Origin of the sequence: Chitinophaga rhizophila (genome assembly GCF_019492185.1) — a bacterium.
In the GTDB taxonomy this organism is placed as follows: Bacteria; Bacteroidota; Bacteroidia; order Chitinophagales; family Chitinophagaceae; genus Chitinophaga; species Chitinophaga rhizophila.
In genome coordinates this window covers 371,231-396,870 of the sequence record NZ_JAICCF010000002.1, presented here as the reverse complement: position 1 = coordinate 396,870, position 25,640 = coordinate 371,231, and the positions used below count along the sequence as shown (strand labels likewise).

21 protein-coding genes are annotated in these 25,640 nt (G+C 42.5%); 13 read left to right on the top strand and 8 right to left on the bottom strand.

The features are described 5' to 3' along the window. The first annotated feature begins 257 nt into the window (after positions 1-257). The 3 genes from K1Y79_RS10545 to K1Y79_RS10535 all read left to right on the top strand — a co-directional run bounded on the left by K1Y79_RS10545 (position 258) and on the right by K1Y79_RS10535 (position 4,663). Positions 258-2,231, top strand: a complete 1,974-nt coding sequence (locus K1Y79_RS10545; protein ID WP_220249981.1) for a thiamine pyrophosphate-binding protein — start codon at positions 258-260, stop codon at positions 2,229-2,231. 13 nt (positions 2,232-2,244) lie between these two features. After that, positions 2,245-3,921, top strand: coding sequence for a flavin monoamine oxidase family protein (locus K1Y79_RS10540; protein WP_220249980.1), 1,677 nt, complete (start codon positions 2,245-2,247; stop codon positions 3,919-3,921). Between the two features lie 205 nt (positions 3,922-4,126). Beyond that, positions 4,127-4,663 carry a glycosyl-4,4'-diaponeurosporenoate acyltransferase CrtO family protein gene (locus K1Y79_RS10535; protein ID WP_220249979.1) on the top strand — a complete coding sequence of 179 codons (537 nt, stop codon included), beginning with the start codon at positions 4,127-4,129 and terminating at the stop codon, positions 4,661-4,663. A 64-nt stretch (positions 4,664-4,727) separates the two neighbouring features. Here K1Y79_RS10535 and K1Y79_RS10530 read toward each other — a convergent pair whose 3' ends face one another. Continuing rightward, positions 4,728-5,426 carry an NAD(P)H-dependent oxidoreductase gene (locus K1Y79_RS10530; protein ID WP_220249978.1) on the bottom strand — a complete coding sequence of 233 codons (699 nt, stop codon included), beginning with the start codon at positions 5,424-5,426 and terminating at the stop codon, positions 4,728-4,730. 115 nt (positions 5,427-5,541) lie between these two features. On the opposite strand from K1Y79_RS10530, the gene K1Y79_RS10525 reads away from it, so the two are divergent. From K1Y79_RS10525 to K1Y79_RS10515, 3 genes are all read left to right on the top strand, one after another. Then, entirely contained in the window at positions 5,542-5,913 is a 372-nt protein-coding gene (locus K1Y79_RS10525) for a winged helix-turn-helix transcriptional regulator (RefSeq protein WP_220249977.1), read from the top strand. 562 nt (positions 5,914-6,475) lie between these two features. Further along, entirely contained in the window at positions 6,476-7,597 is a 1,122-nt protein-coding gene (locus K1Y79_RS10520) for a M57 family metalloprotease (RefSeq protein WP_220249976.1), read from the top strand. Positions 7,598-7,858: 261 nt separating this feature from the next. After that, positions 7,859-9,367 carry a Gfo/Idh/MocA family oxidoreductase gene (locus K1Y79_RS10515; RefSeq protein ID WP_220249975.1) on the top strand — a complete coding sequence of 503 codons (1,509 nt, stop codon included), beginning with the start codon at positions 7,859-7,861 and terminating at the stop codon, positions 9,365-9,367. Between the two features lie 77 nt (positions 9,368-9,444). Here the strand turns inward: K1Y79_RS10515 and K1Y79_RS10510 are convergent, their stop codons facing one another. After that, positions 9,445-10,440 (bottom strand): lipase family protein, encoded by a 996-nt coding sequence (locus K1Y79_RS10510; RefSeq protein WP_220249974.1) that lies wholly within the window; start codon positions 10,438-10,440, stop codon positions 9,445-9,447. Between the two features lie 279 nt (positions 10,441-10,719). After that, positions 10,720-11,418: a DUF1826 domain-containing protein gene (locus tag K1Y79_RS10505; RefSeq protein WP_220249973.1), complete on the bottom strand. Its 699-nt coding sequence runs from the start codon at positions 11,416-11,418 to the stop codon at positions 10,720-10,722. Between the two features lie 500 nt (positions 11,419-11,918). Between K1Y79_RS10505 and K1Y79_RS10500 the strand changes: the two genes are divergently transcribed. Beyond that, positions 11,919-13,292 (top strand): MAC/perforin domain-containing protein, encoded by a 1,374-nt coding sequence (locus tag K1Y79_RS10500; protein ID WP_220249972.1) that lies wholly within the window; start codon positions 11,919-11,921, stop codon positions 13,290-13,292. 143 nt (positions 13,293-13,435) lie between these two features. Here the strand turns inward: K1Y79_RS10500 and K1Y79_RS10495 are convergent, their stop codons facing one another. After that, a complete protein-coding gene (locus tag K1Y79_RS10495) occupies positions 13,436-14,137 on the bottom strand; it encodes an alpha/beta fold hydrolase (RefSeq protein WP_220249971.1) in 702 nt (233 codons plus the stop codon). Positions 14,138-14,646: 509 nt separating this feature from the next. Between K1Y79_RS10495 and K1Y79_RS10490 the strand changes: the two genes are divergently transcribed. The 3 genes from K1Y79_RS10490 to K1Y79_RS10480 all read left to right on the top strand — a co-directional run bounded on the left by K1Y79_RS10490 (position 14,647) and on the right by K1Y79_RS10480 (position 16,720). Next, complete coding sequence (locus K1Y79_RS10490; protein ID WP_220249970.1) at positions 14,647-15,609, top strand: hypothetical protein; 963 nt, start codon at positions 14,647-14,649, stop codon at positions 15,607-15,609. A gap of 206 nt (positions 15,610-15,815) precedes the next feature. Further along, positions 15,816-16,178, top strand: a complete 363-nt coding sequence (locus tag K1Y79_RS10485; protein ID WP_220249969.1) for a VOC family protein — start codon at positions 15,816-15,818, stop codon at positions 16,176-16,178. Between the two features lie 74 nt (positions 16,179-16,252). Continuing rightward, positions 16,253-16,720, top strand: coding sequence for a MarR family winged helix-turn-helix transcriptional regulator (locus K1Y79_RS10480; RefSeq protein ID WP_220249968.1), 468 nt, complete (start codon positions 16,253-16,255; stop codon positions 16,718-16,720). An 85-nt stretch (positions 16,721-16,805) separates the two neighbouring features. Here the strand turns inward: K1Y79_RS10480 and K1Y79_RS10475 are convergent, their stop codons facing one another. Then, positions 16,806-17,558, bottom strand: coding sequence for a hypothetical protein (locus K1Y79_RS10475; protein ID WP_220249967.1), 753 nt, complete (start codon positions 17,556-17,558; stop codon positions 16,806-16,808). Positions 17,559-17,605: 47 nt separating this feature from the next. On the opposite strand from K1Y79_RS10475, the gene K1Y79_RS10470 reads away from it, so the two are divergent. After that, on the top strand, positions 17,606-19,402 hold the full coding sequence (locus K1Y79_RS10470) for a mechanosensitive ion channel family protein (protein WP_220249966.1): 1,797 nt from the start codon (positions 17,606-17,608) through the stop codon (positions 19,400-19,402). A 66-nt stretch (positions 19,403-19,468) separates the two neighbouring features. Here the strand turns inward: K1Y79_RS10470 and aac(6') are convergent, their stop codons facing one another. Continuing rightward, positions 19,469-19,915 carry an aminoglycoside 6'-N-acetyltransferase gene (aac(6'), locus tag K1Y79_RS10465; protein WP_220249965.1) on the bottom strand — a complete coding sequence of 149 codons (447 nt, stop codon included), beginning with the start codon at positions 19,913-19,915 and terminating at the stop codon, positions 19,469-19,471. A gap of 95 nt (positions 19,916-20,010) precedes the next feature. After that, positions 20,011-20,565 carry a hypothetical protein gene (locus K1Y79_RS10460; protein ID WP_220249964.1) on the bottom strand — a complete coding sequence of 185 codons (555 nt, stop codon included), beginning with the start codon at positions 20,563-20,565 and terminating at the stop codon, positions 20,011-20,013. A gap of 165 nt (positions 20,566-20,730) precedes the next feature. Here K1Y79_RS10460 and K1Y79_RS10455 point away from each other — a divergent pair, with 165 nt between their 5' ends. Beyond that, positions 20,731-21,519, top strand: a complete 789-nt coding sequence (locus K1Y79_RS10455; protein WP_220249963.1) for an HAD family hydrolase — start codon at positions 20,731-20,733, stop codon at positions 21,517-21,519. A gap of 903 nt (positions 21,520-22,422) precedes the next feature. Next, positions 22,423-24,579 (top strand): hypothetical protein, encoded by a 2,157-nt coding sequence (locus tag K1Y79_RS10450; RefSeq protein WP_220249962.1) that lies wholly within the window; start codon positions 22,423-22,425, stop codon positions 24,577-24,579. A 116-nt stretch (positions 24,580-24,695) separates the two neighbouring features. Here the strand turns inward: K1Y79_RS10450 and K1Y79_RS10445 are convergent, their stop codons facing one another. Continuing rightward, positions 24,696-25,289, bottom strand: a complete 594-nt coding sequence (locus tag K1Y79_RS10445) for a Crp/Fnr family transcriptional regulator (RefSeq protein ID WP_220249961.1) — start codon at positions 25,287-25,289, stop codon at positions 24,696-24,698. Positions 25,290-25,640 lie beyond the last annotated feature (351 nt).

Sequence of the window (25,640 nt, the reverse complement as noted above, 5' to 3'; positions counted from 1 at the left end):
AACGCATATATGTTTTTTGATAAATGATTAAAAGACGTGATGCAGGATAGAGCAAGATGGCCAGATATGGTATATACACCCGGAATTATTTTTTTAAATTTCTCAGATCGCATTGAACAATCCCAGGAAAACCGGTGTTTAAAAGCATGATTGCAGTGAATGAGAGCCCTTCAGCATAACGACACCATATTCATTATACCAAAACAACATTCCACAACAAGTATCCTCTGAGTAACCAGACTCCAAAACTCCATCATATGACAACACAACAATTGGCGCAGGCAACGCGCCAGACCAGTGAGGATGTGATCGAACATGCATTCGACCAGACTACACGCTGGACACGCGACTATGTATTTGACATCCTGAAAGATCTCGGTATCCACTACATATTTGGTGTGCCGGGAACAAACGAAATCCCTATTATAGATGGTACATCATATCCGGAGAATGAGGTACGCTACATTGAATGTCTCCACGAGAACATTGCCATCGGAGCAGCCATGGGATCTGCCCGTATGACCGGTAAACCAGGTGTGATGGTTGTTCATGTTACGCCAGGTATTGCCCACAGCATTGGTAACCTGTTTAATGCATGCCGTTCCCAGGTACCTTTGGTAATTCTTTGTTGTCAGCAACAGAATGAGCTGGTTACACAAGAGCCTTTGCTGGCATCTAACCTGGTGGACCTTGCCAGGCAATATACCAAATGGGCGCATGAAGTGCGTACACCGGATGAGATTCCCATGGTATTACAACGTGCCTTCAAGGAAGCAATGGCACCACCGAATGGCCCGGTGTTTATATCCATACCCTGGGACTTTACGATGGTGGCTATTGAGGATGAGGACAAGATCAAAGGGGTGACCCGTATATCTCCACATTTTACAGGGGATGATGCGGCTATCAGGCAGGCAGCAAGTATCCTTTCAGCAGCAGAAAGGCCTATTATAGTGGCTGGCGACGCTGTAGGGTATGCGGATGCATGGACGGAATTGCAGGAGCTGGCAGCATTGCTGGGCGCACCCGTCGTATTACAAAGCTTCAGTAGTTTAGCTAACTTTCCTAATAACGATTATCATTGGCAGGGAGAATTGCCCGGTAGCCAGGCAGGTGTACAAGGCGTGTTTAAAGATCATGATGCGGCATTCCTGGTCGGATTTGGCGCACAGGCCCAACTGGCAGTCTATAAGTATTCCGATGGGCCGTTGTTCCCGCCTGAGTTGAAGCAGGTATATCTCACTAACAACACCTGGGATATTGCAAAGAACTATTACGGAGAAGCAGCCATCTTCGGCGATATTAAGGCTACATTGCCATTACTGAACGGCTATATCAAAGCTACGCCGCCCGCAGGGGCTGCAGCCAGAAATGAACAGATGCAGTTGTTGTCCAAACAGAGAACGGCAGACTGGGACGCTTATCTGCTTGAGGCTATGGAGCAGGAAGAAATATGGTCAGTGGTTATCGCAAAGGCATTGAAAGATGAGATTGAGGAAAGAAAGCTGGTTGACAACTTCGTATATGTTCATGAAGCAGTATCCGATGGCGCTCCATTCCAATATTATCTGCCATTCAGTACAAATGGTGCTAAACCGGTCAGCTATTATTGCGTGGCAGGAGGCTCACTGGGATGGTCAATGCCGGCATCACTGGGTATCAAACTGGAGAATGTCTCGGCACAAGGTACTGGTACGAAGCTGGTGGTAAATGCAGTTGGAGACGGATCTTCGCTGTTCTATCCACAAACATACTGGACGGCTGCCCATGAGCAACTGCCTATACTTTATATCATCACTAACAACCAGGAATATCATACCCTGCAACTTGGCTTACAACAGGTAGTAGATGCCTATGGCAGTGCCCCGGGATATGGCTGGAAGCCTAAATCTCTTGATCCTCCGTATCTGCGTCTGGAAAGGCCAAAACTGGACTTTGTGACCCTTGCAAAAGCATTTGGCGGAGAGCATGGAGAAGTTGTAGAAACGCCCGGTGCGGTAAAGGCAGCTATCAAACGAGGTATTGATCATGTACTTACTCAAACCACTTCTTATATATTGGACATGAGGATCGCCGGTAGTACCCCTGCAGCTCCATCTACATCAGACTGCATTCCTGCCCAATACAGCAAGCAACCTGTGTTGGATTATGTACACGAGGATACAGTGAAGGCGACCACATTATCCGCAGGTAACGCATATATACCAACCAACATTCCTTCTATATTCTAAAACCCTTATCATTATGGAAAACGAACAAATTGATATTGCCATCATCGGTGGCGGTGTTTCCGGGGTATATAGTGCCTGGAAACTAAAGAAGCAGTTCCCTGATCAGCGGATCGTGGTATTTGAGGGCAGCGATCATATTGGTGGACGTTTACTGTCAGTAAAACCACCCGAAATTCCTAATATGACAGCAGAGCTGGGAGGCATGCGGATACTGGAAAACAACCAGAAACTGATTGTCAGCCTTATTGAGACCTTGAATGCAGCATTACCACCTGCAGAGCAGATCCTGCTTTATGATTTTCCGGTAGATGAACCGCAGAACCTGGCTTATCTGCGAGGCGAATACCTGCGCCTGGTTGACTTTGTGACCAGTCCGGATAAAGTACCCTATAATATGTCATTCCTGGAAAAGGGGAATGGTCCGGGGGCCATTATTGTCAATGCAATAGAGCAAATTGTACCTGGTATTACCAATCCCGGGCTGACAGAGGAAGAGCGTCGTGAGATGACCAGAGAGGCTTATTTTGACGGAGTACCGCTATATCAATGGGGGTTCTGGAACCTGCTGTACAGGGTAATCAGCAGCGAAGGATACCAGTTCAGTATGGATGCCGGAGGCTATGATTCGACACTGATCAACTGGAACGCGAGCGATGCCATTCCCTGGTACCTGTCTGACTTCGGCATTTCTCCGAAGTACAAAGGTTTTACCAATGGTTTCCAGCAGGTACCTATTGCCCTGGCAGAACTATTTGAGAAGGACGGAGGGGATGTGAGGCTGGAGCATCAGCTACGTAATTTTGAGTACACGGACGGGCAGTTTACGCTCAACTTCAATACCGGACAGACTATTACAGCAGCAAAACTGATCCTGGCAATGCCCCGTAGGGCGTTGGATCTGATTACGCCTGGTAGTCCGCAGTTACAACAGATTCAGCCACTGATCAGCAGTGTAACGCCGCGGCCGTTGTTTAAGCTGTTCACAACATATGCTAATCCCTGGTGGAGAATAGCTGGTTTTACAAGCGCAGACGGGCAATTTGTGCCGGTACAATCAGGACGTTCAGTTACTGATCTGCCGGTAAGGCAAACTTACTATTGGCCTAACAGCGATGGTACGCCGGCTGTAAATGGCAGAGCGATGTTGCTGGCCAGTTATGATGATGGCAGTAATATCGGCTTCTGGGATGGGCTGAGACCTAAACGTACGGAAGCCTGGAAGACAGGGCGGTCACATGCAAAGATCAGTGATCCCTTTATAGGGGATGACGATCAACAAAACAATAGCAGGTATACAGCAGCACCAGACGATCAGCTGAACCAGACATGGGATGAATACCAGGCACCTCGCCGTATGGTAACCGAAGTGGCTCGTCAGCTGCAACAGATGCATGGTCTGGATTATACACCGTTGGTGAAGAGTGCTGCTTTCCGTGATTGGGGAGAAGATCCCTATGGCGGTGGATGGAATAGCTGGAATATTGGCGTGAAGAGTTGGGAAGTTAGAGACCAGATTACTTATCCTATATCCGGTGTACCACTATATATCTGCGGAGAAGCCTATTCAGATGCCCAGGGATGGGTAGAAGGAGCTTTGCAGACAGCCGAGATTATGTTAGGCAAGTTCTTACAGACACCATTAACGGAGGCCAGGCAAAACAATCATGTTAATCAACTACAACCCAGCTGATAACTGATGATGATAGTCTAATTCCTGACGGCAAAGCAGCTTGACTGTTTTGCCGTCTTTCTTTTTAGCAGGGGGGAAAGTTACATTTCGTATAGGTGATATCTTGTCCGAATTGGGTCAGGTGGTATTATTTTGCTTTTAAAAATCGGTTCTGTCATGTATATTTAGGGTATCAGCCAACATCTCTGTATCACAACCCAAATCAATGAAAAGAACCGTTATCTTAATTCTGATTCCATTAGTAGCAGTTGCCGCTTTATGGGCTTTGGTCCGTTTTATCAGAATGGACAGTTTATCATTTGCCTGGGTACTTAATTTCTTGTTGATGTTACTGGTGATGGCATTTACGGAGACACTGAGAGGTCCGTTTACATCACCCTATTACAATGCGAAACAATGGGAGCGGGGTGGGAAGGTATATGAAGCTTTAGGTGTAAATGTATTCCGGAAGCTATTAGTACTGGTAGGGTGGGAAAAACTCAATAAAAAGTCTAATCCGGTAGAAAAGGGTGCTGAAGCTTTAGCGAAGTTGCATAATCAGACGAAGAAGTCTGAGTTGGGCCATATTATTATCCTGTTTATAGTAGCAGGGTTTAATGTTTTTGTAGCTTTCCGGTTCGGGGTGCTGCACTCGATGTGGCTGCTTGTACTGAATATACTATTCAACTTCTATCCTATTGTCCTTCAACGATATAACAGGCCACGGATACAGCGAGCGCTTAGTCTGAGTAAAAGGGGGTGATATAGAGGGATGATGAGAGTAAGAAACCGGCGGAATTGACTTCCACCGGTTTGGAGGTAATACCTTATTTCTGGGCAAAGTTATCCAGGGAGCCCATTGCCGGAAGCTCGTTTAAAGAGGCTGCATCTGCCAATGTCATTTCAGTAACAAAAGCTTCTTTTGGCGTACGCACTTTTTTCATATTCACTAACCAGTCATTTTCAGACTCACGGTAGCCCAGCGGCAACAAAACGGTGCTCTTATACCCTGTGCCTTTTAATTGCAGCAATTCGTCCAGTTTGTCGGGCAGGAAGCCTTCTATAGGGGTAGCATCTACTTTTTGTTCTGCTGCCGCGGCAATAGCCAGTCCGAAGGAAATATAGCTTTGTTTGGCCGCATGATGTGCCTGCCATTCCTTGCCTAACGGACCATAAAGATTTAAGATCGTGTTTTTATAATCGTTCATGGTACTATGTGGAAGTCCGCGCTCGTCCATCATATGATTGAATACCTCGCTTACGCGTTCTTCGGTATAGCCGTCCCAGGCTACAAATACCAGCAGGTGTGAACAATCAGTTATCTGACTTTGATTGTAAGCAAGTGCTTGTATTTTTTCGAGTAAGGCTTTATCACTTATTACTATGACTTTGTATTGTTGTAAACCGGAAGAGGAGGGTGCCATCCGGGCCGCTTCTAATATGTAATCCAGTTTTTCCTTGGGTACGGTGGCTCCGTTCATCTTCTTGGTGGCGTAGCGCCATTGTAAATCGTCCAGTAAGCTCATTTTGTGCTAATTTTTGACAAAGCTAACCAAGGTTTGAGCAATTTAGTAAATTCGTGGGCAAAACTATCGGTGACATTCAAGTCACCTAAATGACAAAAAGGTAACCTGAAAGTGTATGCAGAAGTCAAATATCACATATCCCGGCGATAGCGATTGTGCAAAAAGAGTGAGAGCTATTGATGACACCATACATATCCTCAGTGGCAAATGGAAGGTGGCTATTATCTCGCATCTTTGTTTTAAGCAGATGCGGTATTCTGAGTTGCTGAAAGATATCAATGGCATAGCGGGCAAAGTGCTCAGCAGAGAGCTGAAAGACCTGGAGATGAATGGTCTTATTGTAAGAGAAGTAACCACAGGAACGCCTGTTGCGGTATCGTATGCGTTGTCTGAATATGGTAAGACATTGAAAGATTTAACGGATGCGATGGCAGAATGGGGGCAGCGGCACCGGGAAAGGATATTTGGAAAGCAGCTTACGGAATAGCAGTCTGTAAGCCTTTTTTATGTCCTTACACCTTTAATGCTTATATATGCCAGCCGTCATTATGCATTGGAGCGGCCCTGGCTATATAGAAATGTCATTTTGACATTGATATCTAACCGGATAGGGGATAGGTGCCACTGGCAATCACTTATGTATGTTTGCGAAAATTATTTGCATAAACCCTTTTGCATTTCATAGATTCTTCGCTATCTTACATAAAATGTTTCCCTCATGAACCCTGAATTTGTAACCCGTATTTCCACTCCTATACAGGTATTCACATATAAATTTGAGACAATGCTATTCCGCAAAGTGTAATGCTGTAGATTATCTGTTGTAATGTGTCTCACTTATAGTTACCGGCAGCTCAGATGATGCGCCGGCAGGGACAGTGTGCCATGTCCTGATTAGATATACTATTATGGTAACCGTAGTTATTACACGGTATTACCCGCCATATTTGAAAACCCAATTACAAATCAATATGAAATCACGCTCCCCTCCGGATGCTATTGTTTCTGACTTTAAGACAAATTTTATTTATCAGTTAACCATTTATTGTATGCGCAAACTTCATTATCTATTTTACTTAGCACTAATTATCTCATTAGCTATCGGTTGTTCTAAAGAGAACGCGACGGAAACAACTACCCCTGTTGCAAATTCCAGCAATGACCCCGTTCTGAAAAGGATTCTGGCAGAAGGTTATGAACTTTCTGATGTGGAAGAGTTTCCTGACCGTTATATCGTGCAGCACGATCTGATTTTCTACAAAAAAGAACCCGGACAGCAGCCCGGTAAGCCTACGACAGAACAGGCCCGTTCCCCTTATCTTGTTGCTCCTGCCTACCGTAACATTAATGTATATCTTGATGGCTCATTCAGCACGATTAACCTGAATGGTATACTGGATAATGTGATTGCTGCTTACAATGCAGTAGGATCTGGCTTACGTTTGAATAGAGTATACTCCTCCGGAAGCGCGAATATTACCATTACACAGAACAGTTTACAGTTGGGTATCTGCGGACAAGCAGGATTCCCGTTTTCTAATGGTCAGCCGTTTAACGTAGTCTACATCTCTGAATATACATTAAACTACTACGGCCTGACAAGTACAGCACAATTAACCATGCTGCTGGCACATGAGCTGGGACATTGTATTGGTCTGCGTCATACTAACTGGAGACCAAGCGGTGAAACTGCTGCTATTCCTATTCCAAGTACGCCTGCAACTGATGGTTCTTCTATCATGAATGGTGGTACCTGTGGCGCGAACTGGGCAGGCCTGTCATATTATGACCAGGTGGCATTATTATCCCTGTATCCTGCTACTTTAGGCGGTACTAACAACTTGCAGCCAGGTCAGCAGCTTGCACAGGGAGAATTGCTCCGTTCTGTCGATGGCCGCTTTGTACTGGTAATGCAGACAGATGGTAACCTGGTACTCTATTACTACAACGTTGCACTCTGGAGCTCCTCTACTGGAGGTAATCCGGCTATTAATCGTGCTATCATGCAGGGAGATGGTAACTTCGTACTGTATGATACAAATAATGCCCCTCGTTGGAGCTCAGGGACTGCAAGTTTTCCTGGCGGCGTCCTGGTGCTACAGGATGATGGTAATGCGGTGATCTACCAGAATGGAGCTGCTCGTTGGAGTTCATCTACCGGTGGTTACTAAATACAAATCACTATAAAAGGGAAGGTGTCTCATCATTAGCTGAGACGCCTTCTCTGTTTCTGTACGGTTTTATCCCTGTTACATTGCCAGCTGTATATGATTTAGAATGGAAGTCCAATTGCTGACCTGCTGTAATCTATCTTTAATCTGTCCCTTTTTAGTTAGCTCATAATGTGTTATCCCGACTCCTGAAAGAGTCATTGCAATAAGTTATTTCATTGTTTAACCCCTGATCAGATATGATCTGTATAATTATCCGTAATGAAAAATCATGAAGAGAAAATACATGTAATTTTAATAGGTTGTGGCCCGCATGCAAGGCGTGTTTACCTTCCCGCCCTGCGAACACTCAAAAATGTAAACCTGGCTTTAGTGATTGACCTGGAAAGTGAACAGTCAGTTGTGCAACATGCGCTAGGTAATGACCACGACACAGCACTATGGTTGATTCAGCCTTTTAACAGCCAATTGCCCCCGGAGCTTAGCACCAGGCTATCACAGTTTGTCAGAGAAAAGCAGATTAAAGGGGTAATTATTGCCACTGAGCCTTTGGTGCATCGCGCATACGCTGAATGGGCTTTGGCCAACAGCCTGAGTATATTAATGGATAAACCGATAACCACCCGGGTGAATGTTACAAGTAATATAGAGAATGCCAAAGGAATTGTTGATGACTACCAGACGTTGTATGCTGCTTATCAGGAATTGCAGAGAAAGGCAGAGACTGTATTTATGGTCAATTCCCATCGCCGGTTTCATAAGGGCTTTCAGTTTGTAAAAGAGCAGATTCATGAAGTGGCCATGCGTACGAACTGCCCTGTTAACTTTATTCAGGCTTATCATTCTGATGGCCAGTGGCGTCTGCCAAATGAAATTATCTCACAGAAATACCATCCTTACTGCTTCGGATATGGCAAGGCTTCCCATAGCGGATACCATATTTTCGATACGATATATCAATTTTATAAAGCTTCTGCATTGCGGGAGAAGCTGGCAGATGAAATGGAGGTTATAAGCTCTTTCATCAAACCTAATGGGTTTTTTACACAATTGAATGAGCATGACTACCGCAATATCTTTGGCGATGCGTATAAGCAGGAGAATACCTGGACAGAGGAACAGCTAAGGGAAACCTGCAAGGATTTCGGTGAGATTGATCTGTCTGCAATTATTGCCCTTAAGAAGTACGGGAATGTCATTGCTAACTTCAATGTGAATCTGGTACATAATGGATTTGCCGGAAGAACCTGGCTCAAACCTGGTAAAGATCTGTACAAAGGGAATGGAAGGATTAAACATGAGAGTTATCATATACAGCAGGGACCATTTCAAAGTATCCAGATACATGCCTATCAGGCATATGACAAACATGATCAGAATAATGGCAAAGAGGAGTTTTTAGGAGGAAAGAATCATTTTGACATATATGTGTTTCGTAATCCCTTCATAGCTGAAGGTAGCCCTCAACCAGCCGTGTATAAGTATTCTGATCTGGCAGATAGCCATACAGGAGAAACCGACGCTGCTATTACAATGGAGAAGGTGAAGTTTACTGTTGTAGCACAATTTGTCGATTATCTGACGGGGAAGATAACTAAAAAGGAAGTTGTTTCTCAGATAGAGGACCATCTTATGCCCGTGACAATGATGAGTGGTGTATATTGCTCAAACATCACTAAACAAAGAGCTTATTACGGTTTTAATGTGCCCGCGGCAGAGCAGGAGGTGGATATTTGTAGTTATTATGGTAGTTCTGATGCGATAGTATAGATATACCAGCGATAACCCCGCTTTTGAGGTGGGGTTATCGTTTAATACAGCTTTGAATTATTGTTTCGAGCCAATACTCAGATTGGCTTTTCTGCTTTCAGCAGCGATGGATGATGTTGCTTTACAGATACACTTGCAGTAACAGATAATTGCACGTTAGGAGCGCCAAGTAATGTAAGATATGTATTGTGATCATGCTGGTGCTCCATATTGGCAAACCAGGAGCTGTTTGGTAGTACTGTACCAGGCAATGCATTGCCAGCGGCATTTGTTTGAGCATAGGTGGCATCACTCACATACAGCCAATCCTGCACCAGCGATATCAGATCTTTCAATGCCCAGGGACAGGCAGGCCCGCCAGGAAACAACGCTTTTATACCATTCAGATTGTTCCATGCCATTGGTATAGCATCAATAGAATTGTAATAGCGATATGTAGGCGCAGGAAACGCCTGATTATACCAGGTTGCAAACGCCTGATTGCCAGCTGTAGGGGCAGCAAAAGAGCAGGGTACCACCAGCTGCCTGATATTATATTGTTCAAATTGATAGGCCAGCCAGGGTGCCAACACAGTTGTGAGACAACCGCCCAGGCTATGCCCTGTTACACAAACAGCGCTTCCTGGCTGGGAGGAGAGGAACTGCAGCAGTGTTTGTCCGGTATTATAATCCCGCATATCAGTAAGAATGTCCAACCCGGTTAGCGTACCATTAGCTACCAGCGCACCTGGTACATTGGGGTAGGTCCATGCATCCATAACAGAGACATCCAGATCCTCAAAAAGATCTACCAGGGTGCTCAGATCATAACTCAGTACTGTTCCCCTGATCACTACGGCGAAAATGTTACTATTGGGGCTATTGTATTTTACGACATACAGGAGGTTGTCCACATCCAGTCCGTCGAGGGTATATACCGGCCCCCATACTAAATTCCATTGGTTTTGGGTTGCATACTCCGGTACGGCAAGCTGTTGTGATATCTCGGAAGGGTTGGGGGTATATGCGATCGCGGCAAGCGTCATCATTACCTGTTCAAATGTGTACTTGGCGTCAAGTGTGAATGGTGTCATTGGGATTGTTATTAAGCGTTAGAGATAAGAAAATCGAGGGATGATAAATAGGCGTTAAGTCCTGTATAGCAAAGATGCCAGAAATTTAAGGTACGGTACAATTGCGACTACCTGTTTATTTCAAAAGAGGTATTTATACTTAATTTATCAAATTAGGTAAAGAATAGGGGTGTAGAAGGTGAATGGCGCTTTACTTCAAAGACAGGAGCGGTCCGGAGATTAGTCCGGACCTGCACTTAACAGGTATGAAAGAGGAATGATATAAAGACCTGTATATGGCTAACATATCATTAATAATCTTTTTTGTCCTGATTTCTCTATGGGGGCACGATGTAGACATGGTAGAACCTTACTTCCGGGATGATCTACCGCTAAGCGCCATAGGTGGCCCAGTCCCAGCGTGACGGGGTGCGCATCCGGTTCAGCCTGATAGTGTAAATCGAAAAAGTGTTCGCTGAGGAATGTTTCAAAATCTTCCGCTGCTCCGTCGAATAACTTCTTTAATTCATTACGTATTTCGGGGATAAGTACTTTCTTCCTGCCTTGTGAATTAGGCAATATTTCGCTTGAATCACCATGATAGGTGCACAGGAAGGTGTCTACCGGCACGGGCGATCGATCTACATGAAATGAGTAAACATCAGTTGGGAAAAACGGATAACTGTTATCACGGTCATAGTAATTGATCACATTAAGCATTGGCGATGCACCATGTGCTTTCAACAGTTGAAAGTCATTCAGCAGGATCTCACGGGCGAGTTCTCCTTGCTCAGTCAACTGAAGTGCGCAAAGTTCTTCCGGTTCAAGTGTTGTGATATTTCCTGTTACAGTTACCTTATCTACAATCTCTGAGAAATTACCTGCTAGTTGACGACTCCAGCAGATGGCATTGATTCTTCCTGAAAAAGGAGTGGAGACAAGGTCGTGAAAACTACCGACACATTGAATTTGACCCTCCGCATGAGATAGATCTATCATGATATTGATTATAATATTTAATCATTGGCAAGGGATGTTATCAGCAGCGGCCTGTATGGCGCTTACAAATAACGCTTGACCAGCTTGGGTGAAGATAGTAACAAAAGCTAACAAACATAACGCGCATACTTGATAAGGTGGGTAATATGGAAGAACTGTTGCTTAATTAACAATGGTTGCAAATTTAATAGCATGCAGGATTAAAGATCAGTTCGGAGTGCTGCTTTAAAGCAGGTAGCTAATGGACCAGGTAGATATATGCTGTTATGATCAGCCTTAAATTATTTGCAAAACTCAGAATAAAATATTTAAATTTGGTGGATATCACGTAAACCCAAACCCAAACATACCATAAGTAAAACTTCAGATTTCCCTAAGCACTAATTGGTCACATTAATATCCTATATGTAGCAATATATTGCCGTCAGGTGATCAGTATTACATATTGTAACAAATCCTCCGATAATAACCTATAGTTTTCACCCTATCAACAATCCCTCATGCAATTCAGACATGTAGTTAAACTTGCAACTTTTGCAGGTCTCTTGGCAACTGCCAGTTGCTCCAAGAACGAACAGGTATCCAAACCAGAACGCGTAGACCGGCCTGTTACCCAGCTTTCAGCTGGAGACGGGAAAAACGATCTTTTAGGGTATGGTTACGATGCAACCGGAGAATACGCCAACTCCAGCGCATCTAAGTTTTCAGTAATTAATGTAGACGCATTAAAAAATGCCGAACCGCTCAGGGTGGAGTGGGATCTTTCCAGTACACAGGAAGGTTTAATGACCTCTGGTGAGAATGCAAAGTCTTACCTGGAAAAACGATCTACAAAAGTTAAAGCCGGTGTAGATATGCCACTATTTAAAGCTTCAGTGGAGACATCGTTTAGCGGAACGGACGCGTTTAACACAAAGTTTATTTACAGCAGTTATGACCTGGTGATTAAACAAAAAAGAGTAAAAGTAAATGCTGATATAGCGCTGTTGAAGCAATATCTGCAGCCGACTTTTGTAGCGGATGTTCAGAGTAAGACGCCGGCTCAGATAGTGGCTGCTTATGGTACCCATGTGTTGACTGACATTATACTCGGAGCTAAACTGGAAGTAAAGTATCAATCTGAGTCAATAGCCAGTGAAAGAACAAGATCTTCGGAAATAGGTCTTGATGTCGGCTTGAAAAAGCTGTTTAATATAACCGCCGGACTTAACTACAGCTATAGTGAAGAAGAGAAAAATTCAAACATGAACCAGCGGCTTCATTTCAGAACAGTTGGTGGTGAACCTTCAAAAGCTATTCTCGGAACAGTTAATCTCACTACCGGAACACCAACTATTGATATTACGGGTTGGCAGGGCAGCTCAACACTGGACAATGCAGAATTAATTGACTTTGGAGAAAATGGCCTGTTACCGCTGTATGAGATGATAGAAGATCCCGTGAAGAAAGAGGCACTCAGGAGCTATATTATGCAGTATTTAAACGACCGTTCTGCAGTATTAGTACCTCAGAAAATTTACGTAAAGATTGAAGCTAATAATATTGTACCACATTTTTATTTCGACTCCTATTGGAATGACGTGAAAATAGGGGATCAGTACCTGGTATTCTACGGTGAAGATAGGGTTACACCTGCTGTATTCAGAGGTAATGTTAGTTTCCGGTACAATATAGTACACGAAGACGGCACAGATATCTGGAGACTCGGGGAGATACAAACCTGGTGGATTCAGAATCAGCACAGGGTATTTATTTCAAGAGCATTTATTTCAGCTGCCGGAAACAGAAGGCATCCTTGGGCTGAGATGATGTTTGAGATATTACCGGGAAATGGTTATGAGCCAATTAATATCCAGTTGGACCCTCGTCCTTAATATAGTTCTGGCAGTAAGCATGCAAAGCGATAAAGCGTCTAAGTCGTGCTTTGTGAGTGATATCAATAAAGCAGGGGATTCGTTATAACGGATCCCCTGCTTTATATTTTATGCTCGTGTATTAGCAGTGATAGCAGCTTCTGCTATTCTTCCAGGTAATGTGTGATAATCTTACTGATTGTATCTGCCTTATTAAATACCATCAGGTGTCCGCCACCCTTAATGCGGTAATCAGCATGTACAAGCCTGCCGGTTATTACTCTGTCAGCCGTGCCGTGAATTTGAATAGTTCTTTCCGGTGCAACTTTGTTATCCCAGTAGGCGATACTTTTCAGCGCCCAGCGGAAAAAAGATACGTCTGTATTCTCCAGTAGATGAGTTAATGTTTTTTTATCTTTTGGTGATTGTGCGCCAAAATACTTATAGGTGAGAAAGTTAGTTCTTTGTATCAATACACCAGGGATGATTCGATATAAGCCTAATTTCATGAAGAAGAACTGTGCTTTATTTAACTCGCTTTTTGTTCTGACAGAGGAGATCAGCACCATCTTATCCACCTTTATTTGCTTCGATACTTCGACAGCCACGATCCCTCCGAATGACAGCCCGATAATGGATGGTTTTTCAGCTGTGATCTGGCTTTTAATTCTACCAGCATACTGTCTTATTGATTCATTACGTAAGGCGGGGATCCAATTGATATAAACCTTTTGGTATCCCGGGAGTTCAAGATTATTGAATACACTTGAGTCTGCTCCTAAGCCACTAAACAGGTAAACTGTCCGCTGTTCTTTTTTTACTGTATCCTTCGTAGTTTGAGCGCCAACCACGAGGCTACTGAACATACATAAAATCCCAAAAATCACTTTCACGCTTTGCGTCATAAATTCTTCACATCCTGCCCGACAGGCATTTTTTACAATAGTTTAAGATATCTCACCCAATCCGCAACCTGGCTGTTGAACACTTTTGCTATATAGGTTTAGACCATTTGCTAAGGTGATTCGGTTTTTCTCAGACAAGAAGCACTGAGCACCGGCCAGCAGGCATGTGTATGGCAAGTTTAATACCACTTCTCTTTTCTGAGGCCGGAGAATCTGCAAAAGTAAGGCTGAAACTGCAATCAGGCATATTTTATATTGAAAATCTGTTATTTACATGGGTATACAAGGTATGCGACTCCAATATTCATAGCCGCATATATATCACAAATAGCTGGCGGTAACCGGGTTGTTATAGTTGCATTTTTGCCTGAAATATGTACCTTTATAGCGTATTCCTGCCGGTTATCAAACGTTAACCGTCCGGCAGGATACAAATCCCGTCCCGTTATAGCTTTAATACCCTTTTACCTATGCGTAATCTATATTGGTCTTTGGCCATAGTTTCAGTAATGTTATCTTGTAGTTCTAATGAGGTGATACCTCCGGTCCCCACGCCAGATCCGCCTCCTAACCAGCCTGTTGATACCGTAATCAAGGGTAAGGACTGGGTAATGACTTATGTAGACAGTGAGAAGAGCTCTGATAATAGAAGCGTGCAGCTTTTGTATGATGCTAACCGACGCTTGAAAACCTGGAAGCTGATTAATCCTGAAACTGACTTTTCTGTGCATTATGATGACGATACCATTCATCATGTCATATTTATAAGGACAGATGCAAATGGGGCATATATCGGTTCTTCAGCCATCTTTTTGTATACCCCTGACAAAAGGTGTTATAAAGTAATCTACAAAAAGCCGCTCGAAAGTTATGATGTACCCTATCAGGACGTTATGAATGAAAGTAATCCTTATTATTCACAGATACAGCCGGGGGATATCTTCGTTGTGGATTCGTTGGTATACTCGGCGACTAGTCAACTAACAGAAATATGGCAAAAGAGATCACAGGAGCTATTGCTTCATAAGTTTGTATATCCGGATTTACAGTCAAAGGTGCCGGTAAGATTACAGACATATACATCAAACGACCATGTTAACTTGAGTCTATCACAGGAAATAGTATTTACTACAAATGAGATGGATCAACCTGCCTATAAATCTTTATGGATTTCTGCTTTCATCTCAAATTTAGGGACGTTTTCCATTCCCCTGACGCCAATTAAGCCATATTCCTTTTCTGCTACCAAGTTGGCTTTGGTGTCCAAATGTATTACTAAGTATACTGCGTATATTTATGATAGCTCTACGCCAAGCGCTGATGAAAGTCCGGAGTTTACCTACTTCTATAATGCTGATTCAACCTCTTTCACAGGTCGGTTGGTAACACCGGGTGTTACTGATAGGTTCATTTACTATTTTGATAAACAGTAAACTAATAAGCTACAAGAAAATTAATACCGGATTTATTGCCTCATCTCCTGTTTAAGTTGCGGGGTCCCCGCCAATTGGAATAAGTAAATGAGGTATGTCTCTTTTTTTCCCGACAGAAGAGAGACCATGGGTTATTTCCCCTTAAAAATAAAATATTTTAATATTGTTGTCGCGTATACTATATTTGCGACAACAAATAATTTAATATGAGAAAATTGGAATTTGCGTCTCTCCAGGTGAGGAATCTTGAAGTTTCTAAAGCGTTTTATACTACGAAATTAGGCTTTGAGGAAGCTGGGATACCTAATCCGGAGGCATGCATCTTTAAATACAATAAAGGGGAGGCTAGTTTTGCGATTAGGACGCCTATTGGTAACCTGGAAGGCAAGGAGCTGGGTATTGGCACCTCTCTCTGGTTCGCGATTGACGGAGAAATAGAAGAGCTGCAAGACCGTCTATTGGCGGAGGATGTCACCTTGGTAGGACCAGTCAGAGAAACCCCTTTTGGGAAAATTCTGGTAGCAACAGACCCGGATGGATATAACATTACCTTTCTCCAGTCCAAATAATGCTACAGCAATATAATTCTTGAGCTTCCGGCTTCACTTAGAACTTATTCCTCTACAGACACTATAATAAGAGAATGCCTAAGAAAATTGAATTTCATTTCAAAAAGCCAGAGGATAGCCCAGGTTATCTGCTGGGACAGCTGACCATGTTATGGCAGCGGAAACAAAAACGTGTCCTGGATCCCCTGGATCTGACGCATACTCAGTTTGCACTGCTCTGTGCATTGGCGTGGTTATCCAGGGAGAGTGATCAGGTTACCCAGGTGGACATTGCAAATCAGGGAAATGCTGACAGGATGATGGTATCAAAGGTCTTAAGGACGTTGGAAGAGAAGAAATTCGTTACCCGTCACGAACATCCTACAGACACGAGAGCTAAGACTATCAGGCTGACTCATGAAGGAGAGAAGGTATTGCAAAAAGCTATTATCAGCGTAGAGACTGTTGACCTGGAGTTTTTTAACAAGGTAGGAATGGACCTGGAATCCTTTAATTCAACAATGTCAGCCTTGATTCGCCAGAATAATTTTGACTCAGAATAGTTAGCTTCCAGCATTTCATCGCCTTCTAATGGATAATGCCATCTCAATAGCTTTGAAATGGCATTATCTATTTATCCTCTTATGTCTACTTTTCCAGGCAGCCGGAAGTGGGATTATTCCGATATTTCTGCAGCACCTGATAATCTTTGGCTACGGAGTTAAACGTACCACATTTTATGTCTTTATTAGCAACTGTCTCTGGATCCGGATTTGTTGATGAAGTGGATTTAATAATGAACTTTTTCTCCAGACATTTGATAGGCTTCCCATCCACAATATACGAGCGTAGTTCCGTAACATTGTCTTTAGTAGCCCCGTTCGCACCATCATCAAAAGACCATAATACTGTATTAGTGTAAATGAAAAATATAGCGCTATCCTTGATGAAATATTGATCAACAGCATGGTGATGGTCATATTCACCATAACGGTGGACAATCATGCGCAGTGCACCACCCTTTGTGAAATAACTGACACTTCCCCGTTTTTCCTCATTACAGGAATAATTGAAAGATATTGAGTCCAGCATCCCTTGTTTCATTTGTTCAACGGTTGCCGTATACGCCTGACGTATGCTTTCAATATCAATAGGTATGCCGTCGGGTTCAGCTGCATTGCTAGCTTTTAATGAGCTCGCAGTATCAGAAGAAGGAAGTGCTTCCTGGCGATCTACCGGTTTTGTACTGTTGCTACAGGATAGGAGCATTGAGGACGTCAATGTAAACAATGCGCCGACAAGTAAACTTAAATTTTTCATAATGTTGTACTTTGCAATTAGCATGCCTATCGGTAATTTAAGTTTCTTTTTGCAGAGGTCTACGGCTTTTGTTAACTTCAATACTTCACAATATTCAAGGATCCATAAAGGTTTACAGCAGAATTAATATGGTCTACTTTAAATATTCACTGATTTCTCTTTTACTTCTGGTGGTTTATTATTGTCGTGCTCAGGAGCCATCTTCGCTAGTGCGTATTGATAGTGTGGCTATCAACGAAGCAGTAATGGTAAAAGAGGAACAGCAAAAAAGGATTGATTCCCTGGTGAAAGTTCAGTTAACGGAACAATTGGCGGCTGTATCAGGCAATGCAGCCCGTACCAGAGAACTGGAAGCCCAGCTTCGCAAAATATCTGTGAGTGATTCATTACGTAGTATTGCACAGCTGGAAAAATTAAAAGCATTAAAGAAAACAGCTACAGGCTATCCGGTAACTTTACTTCATGACACACTGTTTTTTATTTATACCCGTACCGGATCTTTCAATGCAAAAGATCGGGCTACTGCGGTGTCATCCAAGATTGATAACTTGTACAAGACTCCTTTTTTTGAGCCTGATTCTCTAACAATAGTTGAAAATGAAGGATATTATGACATCGTTTATAACAGTGCAGAGGTGATCTTAAGTGTAGGTAACCTGGATGGATTATGGTTTGGCAAGAGTAATGCGGCCTTGGCAGCGGAGTATCTGGAAGTAATTAAGCAGACCATCTCCAAGGAAAGAGAAATACATAGCTTTGTTAACCTGTTAAAAAGATTAGGTCTGGTAGCTATTATTATCACGCTGCTTGTGATAATAGTCTGGTTTGTGAATGTAATATTCAGGCGAATTAATACATTCATCTCAGGCAATAAAGATAGATATCTTACATTTTTCAGGCTTAAAAATACCAGAATTATTACAGCAAATCACCTGGAAAATTTGTTAATAAGGGTTAGTTTTTTTGCTAAGATAATCGTAATCCTGCTGCTTGTATATCTGTCACTGCCTCTGCTTTTTAGTATTTTCCCTGAAACGGAATCCTGGACCAGTACCCTTATCGGGTGGATAATAGCCCCGTTAAGGTCCTCAATTAGAGCAATTGTTGATTACCTGCCAGACTTGTTCAAGGTGATCGTAATATACTTTGTGTTTAAATATCTTATAAGAAGTGTCAGATATTTATTCTATGAAATAAAGCGTGGCAATATTCACTTGACAGGCTTCCATTCTGACTGGGCGATACCCACATTCAATATCCTGAGATTTATTATGTATGCGTTTATGCTGGTGATTGTATTTCCATTTCTTCCAGGCAGTGGATCTCCGGCTTTCCAGGGAGTATCAGTATTCCTTGGTATATTAATCTCCCTTGGATCTTCAAGCGCTACGAGTAACATCGTTGCAGGTCTGGTAATTACTTATATGCGCCCGTTTAAAGTAGGAGATAGGGTAAAGATAGGGGAGGTTGTAGGCGACGTCACCGAAAAAAGTATGCTTGTAACGCGTATAAAAACTATTAAGAACGAAGATGTCACTGTGCCTAATTCCACTGTGCTTTCCAGTTCAACTGTCAACTATTCCAGCCATACAAAAAATGAGCATCAGGGTTTGATTATTCATTACAATGTAACTGTTGGTTTTGATGTGCCTTGGCAGCTAGTCTATAAGCTGCTGGTGGAATCAGCATTGAGAACAGTTTATGTATTACAGGAACCCAAGCCATTTGTCTTGCAAATAAGTCTTGACGATTATTATGTCTCTTATCAGATTAATGCATATACAAAAGAAGCCAACAAGCAGGCGGCGATTTACAGTAACCTGCTGGAAAATATTCAGGACGTATTCAAACAGAATGATATTGAGATTCTGTCTCCTAGTTATCATGTGGTGAGAGAAGAGGGAAAGGAGAAAGATCCTATATAAAGAGCTCATTTTTATGTAAGGGTATCTATAAATGATATCAGCATCTATAGATACCCGCGGTCTTCCTTAAATATTTTTGATAAAACACATCACTCTGTTTACCTCTTCAAACCCCACCTTTTTATGAAAGTTAATACTGTCAGTATTGACTACCTCAGTATCCGAAGCTATTTGAGTACAGTTCTTCTGCTTGCTCCACTTTTCGGCCAGATCTAAAAGTAGTCTGCTTAATCCCGCATTTCTGAAATCTTCTTTTACAAACAAGCCCTCGATATATCCTGTAGGTGAATGCAATGCGCCTTCTACATAGTCCCTTCTGATAGCTACATGGATAAAAGCAACGTCGTTTTCAGATGCTCTCACTAAAAAGCAGGTGTCATCGTCTGAATGGAGAATACGTGCACACTCGTCGTATTCTTCATCAATATTACACTCTGGCCAAAGTGCTACAAATAATGCAGCTAAATTTCTCAGGTTGTCTTTGGATATTTCTTCAATTTCAAATTTATCCATGCGCTGTGTCCATTTTATAAGAAGAGAAGTATAGCTATAATTATCCTTATTACAGCTGTCTATAATGGTAGACTACATTAATACAGAAAATCGCATCAATAATGCGTAGACTGCCGGTATGCTTCCTCAGCAGCTATCACGGCTTTCCTTTCTTTAAAGAAAGTAACAATTTCTGCTACGAATTGAATTGCTACCATTAAAGATAACACGACCCACCCGATACTCCAATATAATTTGGATGTAGACGCTGCTGCTTCTTTTATTCGTTTAATGTCCAGTTCCGGCTCAAAAGAACTATAGGATGGCTCTGACTTAGCATAGTACAACGGCATTTCTGTAGTCGCAGGTGGAGATGACAGAATCCGCTCTCCGTTATATGGACCCCCGCCATTTAACTGGTAGCTGTAGGTTACCTCATAATACTTGATTGGTACGCCCATAATCTTCATAGTAACTTCTTTATAGCCGGGGTTTACCGTGGCAATTGCTACTGTGTTATCTTTCATCATGGCTTCCAGTAATGGCAGGTGCCGCATTTCTTTTTGCCTGTCCTTATAACTGGAAAAACATCCATTAGCGAAGAATAACATCAATGCGACGCTGATAATAGGAGCAATCTTGAATGGATTTTTTACTGTTGGCTGGGTCATAGGTATGGGAATTTGTGTCCAAAGATATATTAAAAATAAAATAATAATATGCGATACACCTGATTAAAGGAACATAGTCCTCAATTGGACCTGAAATATAACATATAAGTCGCGTTATATAGTAATTGTCCTTTGGAGATAAATAATAGCTATTACATTTGTAGTATGATTAAATTAGTAGTCACAGACCTGGACGGTACACTGTTGAATGATCAGCACGAAGTGCCGGAACGTTTTTGGGATATAGCCAACCGCCTGTTCAAAAAAGGTATTAAGCTCGGTATTGCCACCGGCAGACCACATTTTAGTATTACGGAGAATTTCCCTCCTCTTATGGCACATGTGTATGCCATCTCAGACAATGGCAGCTTTATTATGTATGATAAGAAAGAGATTTTGTCTAAACCATTGCCACAGGAGGAAATAATGGGTCTGGTGAAAACTGCCAGGGGAATTGACAACACTTATCCTGTATTGTGTGGAAAAGACTATTGGTTCCTGGAAAGCGAGGAGAAGGTGTTAATTGAAAAAGTATTGATTTATCAAAAGAATATCAGGATAGTAAAGGACCTCACAAAAGTAGATGATCCGATCTTAAAGATGTCTGTGCTCGATTTGAATGGAGCTGATCAGAACAGCTATCTTCACTATACGCAATTTGCAGATAGGCTGAAAGTTGCTTTGGGTGGTGCGCTTTGGGTAGATGTTACACGCCTGGATGCCAATAAAGGTGAGGCAGTTCAGATGTTACAGCAGTTGAACAATATTGGCCCTGATGAAACATTGGTGTTCGGAGATTTTATGAATGACTATGAAATGATGAGGGCGGCAAAATATAGTTACGCTATGAAAAATGCTTATCCTAAGATCATTGAGGTAGCTAACTTTGTGACTGAAAAGGACAATAATGAGGGCGGTGTTCTTGATGTGATAGAAGCATTGTGCTTACGATAATGATCTCTTATCAAGATGAGTAAATCCGCCTTCCGATATCATGCTTTATAAAAATGAGATCTCTTGATGCAAGAGGGAGAAGTTTTTTTGATAAGATAATCCATACCAGTTACAAGTAGAATATCTGATATCGGTCAACATTTATCGGCGCTTCGATAAAGTCCGGCGGTGTATGGTACTGCATAGTTAGTTCTATATCAACTAGCATTGTTAGCCGCAACATCAATACCTCTAAATTTTGTGATAGTTTCCGCAACTGCTTGCTGAACGCTGCCTTCAGTATTGATATCGATCTGAAGTGGAAGGCGATTTTCACCAGTGTGAGTCGCAGCTACGGCAAGAGATGCCAGTCTCTTGACGTAGCTGCGACTTTTTAGCCTTCAAAATGGCTAAATTGGATAATAAATATTTTTTTTAAAAGGCGGTATTAGGCATAAATTAGCTGTATAATAAATAACTTAGAAAGTAGTATCCCCAAATTTCCAGTGAGCCGTCAATGTAAAGCATACAGGTCTATATTATTGCTGGCAAGTTAATTATAATAAATATTGGTATCCCGTTAGCCCTCAATCTCCAAACTTATGTAACCCTATAATTTTAAAATATTTAATTAACACTATCTGCATGATTCAAATTCAAACGTTGCGTTAACCAACAGTTATGCCATACCTTTTTCTACAATGGCTGTTTGTTGATCAACCCTAATGGTAGCTATGTGCTCCCTCCTGTCGTAGCGTACTGGTTTTTATGCGCAACGCTGCTATAGAGGAGTGCTACAGATGGTACCAAAACACTGCTATTTCTTCCCGGAAGACAATGCTGTTACTATTGAATTTGACGGCAGTATTATACGCTAAAATCTTAGCGTATCACCCCTGGTATTTTCTCATTTAAATAATAACAATGTCCCCTCAACAAAAAGATCCCTCACCGGAACAGCTGCAGGAGAGCCGGCTGGTAGGCGTCCAGGCCTCTTCCGGATGTAGTGCCACGGAGGCAGTCCGCGCACTGATTAAAAATTTCGGTAGCTATTATGAAGATCCGATAAATGCCGGCTTACTCTTAAATACACACTATACATGGTCGGCTATTATTGACGCATTGCGCACAATTTTTCCTTCACAAACTAAAAAAGCACAAGATATGTTTACGCTTATAAAACAGATTTTTACGCATTGGCTCACGGCCGCGGAGATGGCAAGGGCGCTAGCTCCCTATTATCCGGCTACTGACGTAGCGACAGTCCTAAAAAGGAACTATCCTGAGAATACCGGTACCCCCGCTGACATGGCCGGTTTACTGTTACCTGCCTACAACGAAGCCTACAAACCATTGGATGTTAATGCACTCGCCGAGGTATTAGCCGGATTGTATGAAGTTCATGACGTGATACCAGTACTTAAATCAAATTTTCCGGAGGATTTATCTACTGGTACACAAATAGCCGAAGTACTGCGGATATACTTTGCTACCAGCGTCCAAAATGCCCTTGAACTTGCCATTCAACTTGCGGCTGCAGATATAGCTCCTGCAGAAACAGCTATCATTGTCAAAAATTGTTATCCACTTGAAGTCGCACTAGCTGCCGACATGATCTCAATTATTCAAACAGCCTATGCCTCGCTGAATATTGGCTTTGCGGAAATGGCATCGGTGCTTGCTTCGTCAGCCTATAATATTGTAGATGCTGCGCCGGCATTAAAGACTGCATATCCCGGCGATACCGGATCTGTTTTCGATATGGTGCAAACACTGATCGCTGCATATTCTGAATACTCTGTCACATATATTGACATGGCCAGCGCATTGAAAGCAAGTGAATACAATATAGGTGACATCGCGGCAGTGATCAAAGAATTTTATCCGGATCAGGTTCCTTCTGCACAGCCAATGGCAAAATTGCTCTCAGGATTAGGGTTCGGAGCTAACGAGACTGCAGCCACATTATTGTCAAACTATACTGCTGAAGTGAGCTCTCCACAATTAATGATTGACGCGCTGGCGCAGGCACCTTATACGGCCCTGGAAGCCGCTATTGCTGTAAATTATATTTTTCAGATCAGTGACCCGATGAATATGTATTACCTGTTGATATCGGTATATAACAATATCACAGTCAATGAAATGGCATTTATACTTAGCAGGATCGGAACATATGCCATGATCGAAGTCACTGCCGTACTGAGAAATTATGCCGCGGAAACAGCAACTGTTACAATGATGGCCAATATTCTGATTGGAGCATATGGTAGTATAGATATCAGACAGATGGCATCATCACTCGCCTGGGCGGGCTACTTTGCCTCAGATGTAGCTGCTTATCTGTACAACGATCCGACATATGCTGTTGACGCACGTGTGCCCGATGTAATGGCAGGCATAATTTACAGTGCATACAGGAATTACCTGATTTCTATGCAAAGCTTGCTTTATGTGATGGCGAATACTGGTTTTAGCGCCTACGAAAGCTTTAGCCCGGTTTGGTCCCTTTATTCTGAATCAAGACCCATGGAATGGGGTATTTTTCTCACAAATGCATACACAAGCAACCCGTTGTCACCCGTAATGGTAGCTATGGCTGTCAGCACAATATCAGCAGATGCCAATAGTATCGCGGAAGCTGTTATTACGGCCTTTTCAACAATTCCTGCCGGACATCTTGCTGTCATCCTTCTTATTGCAAGCGCTTCCTATGTAAACGATGCGCAACAGGTTGCACAAGCTGTCAAGCTGAGTAATGGTGACATTTTCGCTGGTGGTACTGCGGTTGTAAATAGTTATCCGCAAATTTATGCACCGGAATTATCTGCCGTTCTTGTAAGCGTTTTCACGCCGCCTAATACGACGGTTAACGATCTGGCACTAGCACTTTGCCGAAGCTATGCTTATGTTGCTCCCGGCGATGTTGCAAAAGGTATTATGATATCATTTTATGACACCAGCGCGGAACAGCTCGCAGATATACTTATTTATAGCTATGGAGAAATCGGCACAACGCTGACAGCTGCGGAAGCTGATATCGCCGCAGCCGAAGGGTTTGCGTATGTAGGAAAGGCTTGATAATTATCCCTTTAAGTAATTAAACAGAATATTAAAAGGAGTGTATCAAAGTTATGATACACTCCTTTGCTATTGCTGTAGATCAGATGTATTGCTGAGAAAGTATACTACCTGCATCATGTCTTCTTCCTCTTGTAACTTTGCCGTTTGACACGACTCAGGGTATCTTTGTTTAAACCTAAGTAGGACGCTATAATATGCTGCGGAAATCGCTTAAAAAGTTCAGGATAACACTCTATAAAGTCGGTATAACGTTTTTCCGCCGTCGCACCTATTGCGGATGCTAATCTCCGGTTATTGGCAATATGGTTTCTCTCATCCAGTTGCCGCATCATTTCACAAAATACCGGTACGTTTCTCATCAGATCAAGAGATCCTTCCCTGGTGATATAAAGTAGATCGCAGTTCTCCCATGCATCAATATGATAGCTACTGGCTGTGAGCATCGACCAGCTTTCCCTGTCTCCCATCCACCAGCCTTCTACACCCAATCTCACGATGTGTTCTATGCCCTTATCATCCACAGAATACATTCGCATTGCGCCCTTGACGATAAATGCGAAATTCTTACACAGGTCGCCTTCCTGCAACATAAATTGCCTCCTTCTCAATTTGGAAGGGACAAATGTCTGTATCATCAATGACTTTTCTTCTTCGGAAAGTGGGTCAGGACTGAATTTTTTCAAATAGTCAAAAAAAACTTCATGCATGGTAACCTCGCATATCTTAAGTATGAATATAACCGGTTGTAGATGCAAATATAAAATTAAAGCAATTGCCCACAGCATTATCTGGATAAACGGCAGTTAATGCATTGTCGCCCTGTGGTTTACGATTTTGCATGTTGTAGTCTCTGGGTATTTGTCAATCTCGTTCAAAGCTAAATTGACAAAATAATAGACAAATGTCTACAATTTTTTACGGCAAATGTCGTCATCGGATTTGTTTCAGAACGTGAAATTTGTTTCACCAAATATGAACTCGGTGTTACAGAAATCAGCCTGATGTTATCTGGCGATATTGAACACCTGAAGGTCTTAAGCACCTTGGGATATTGAAAC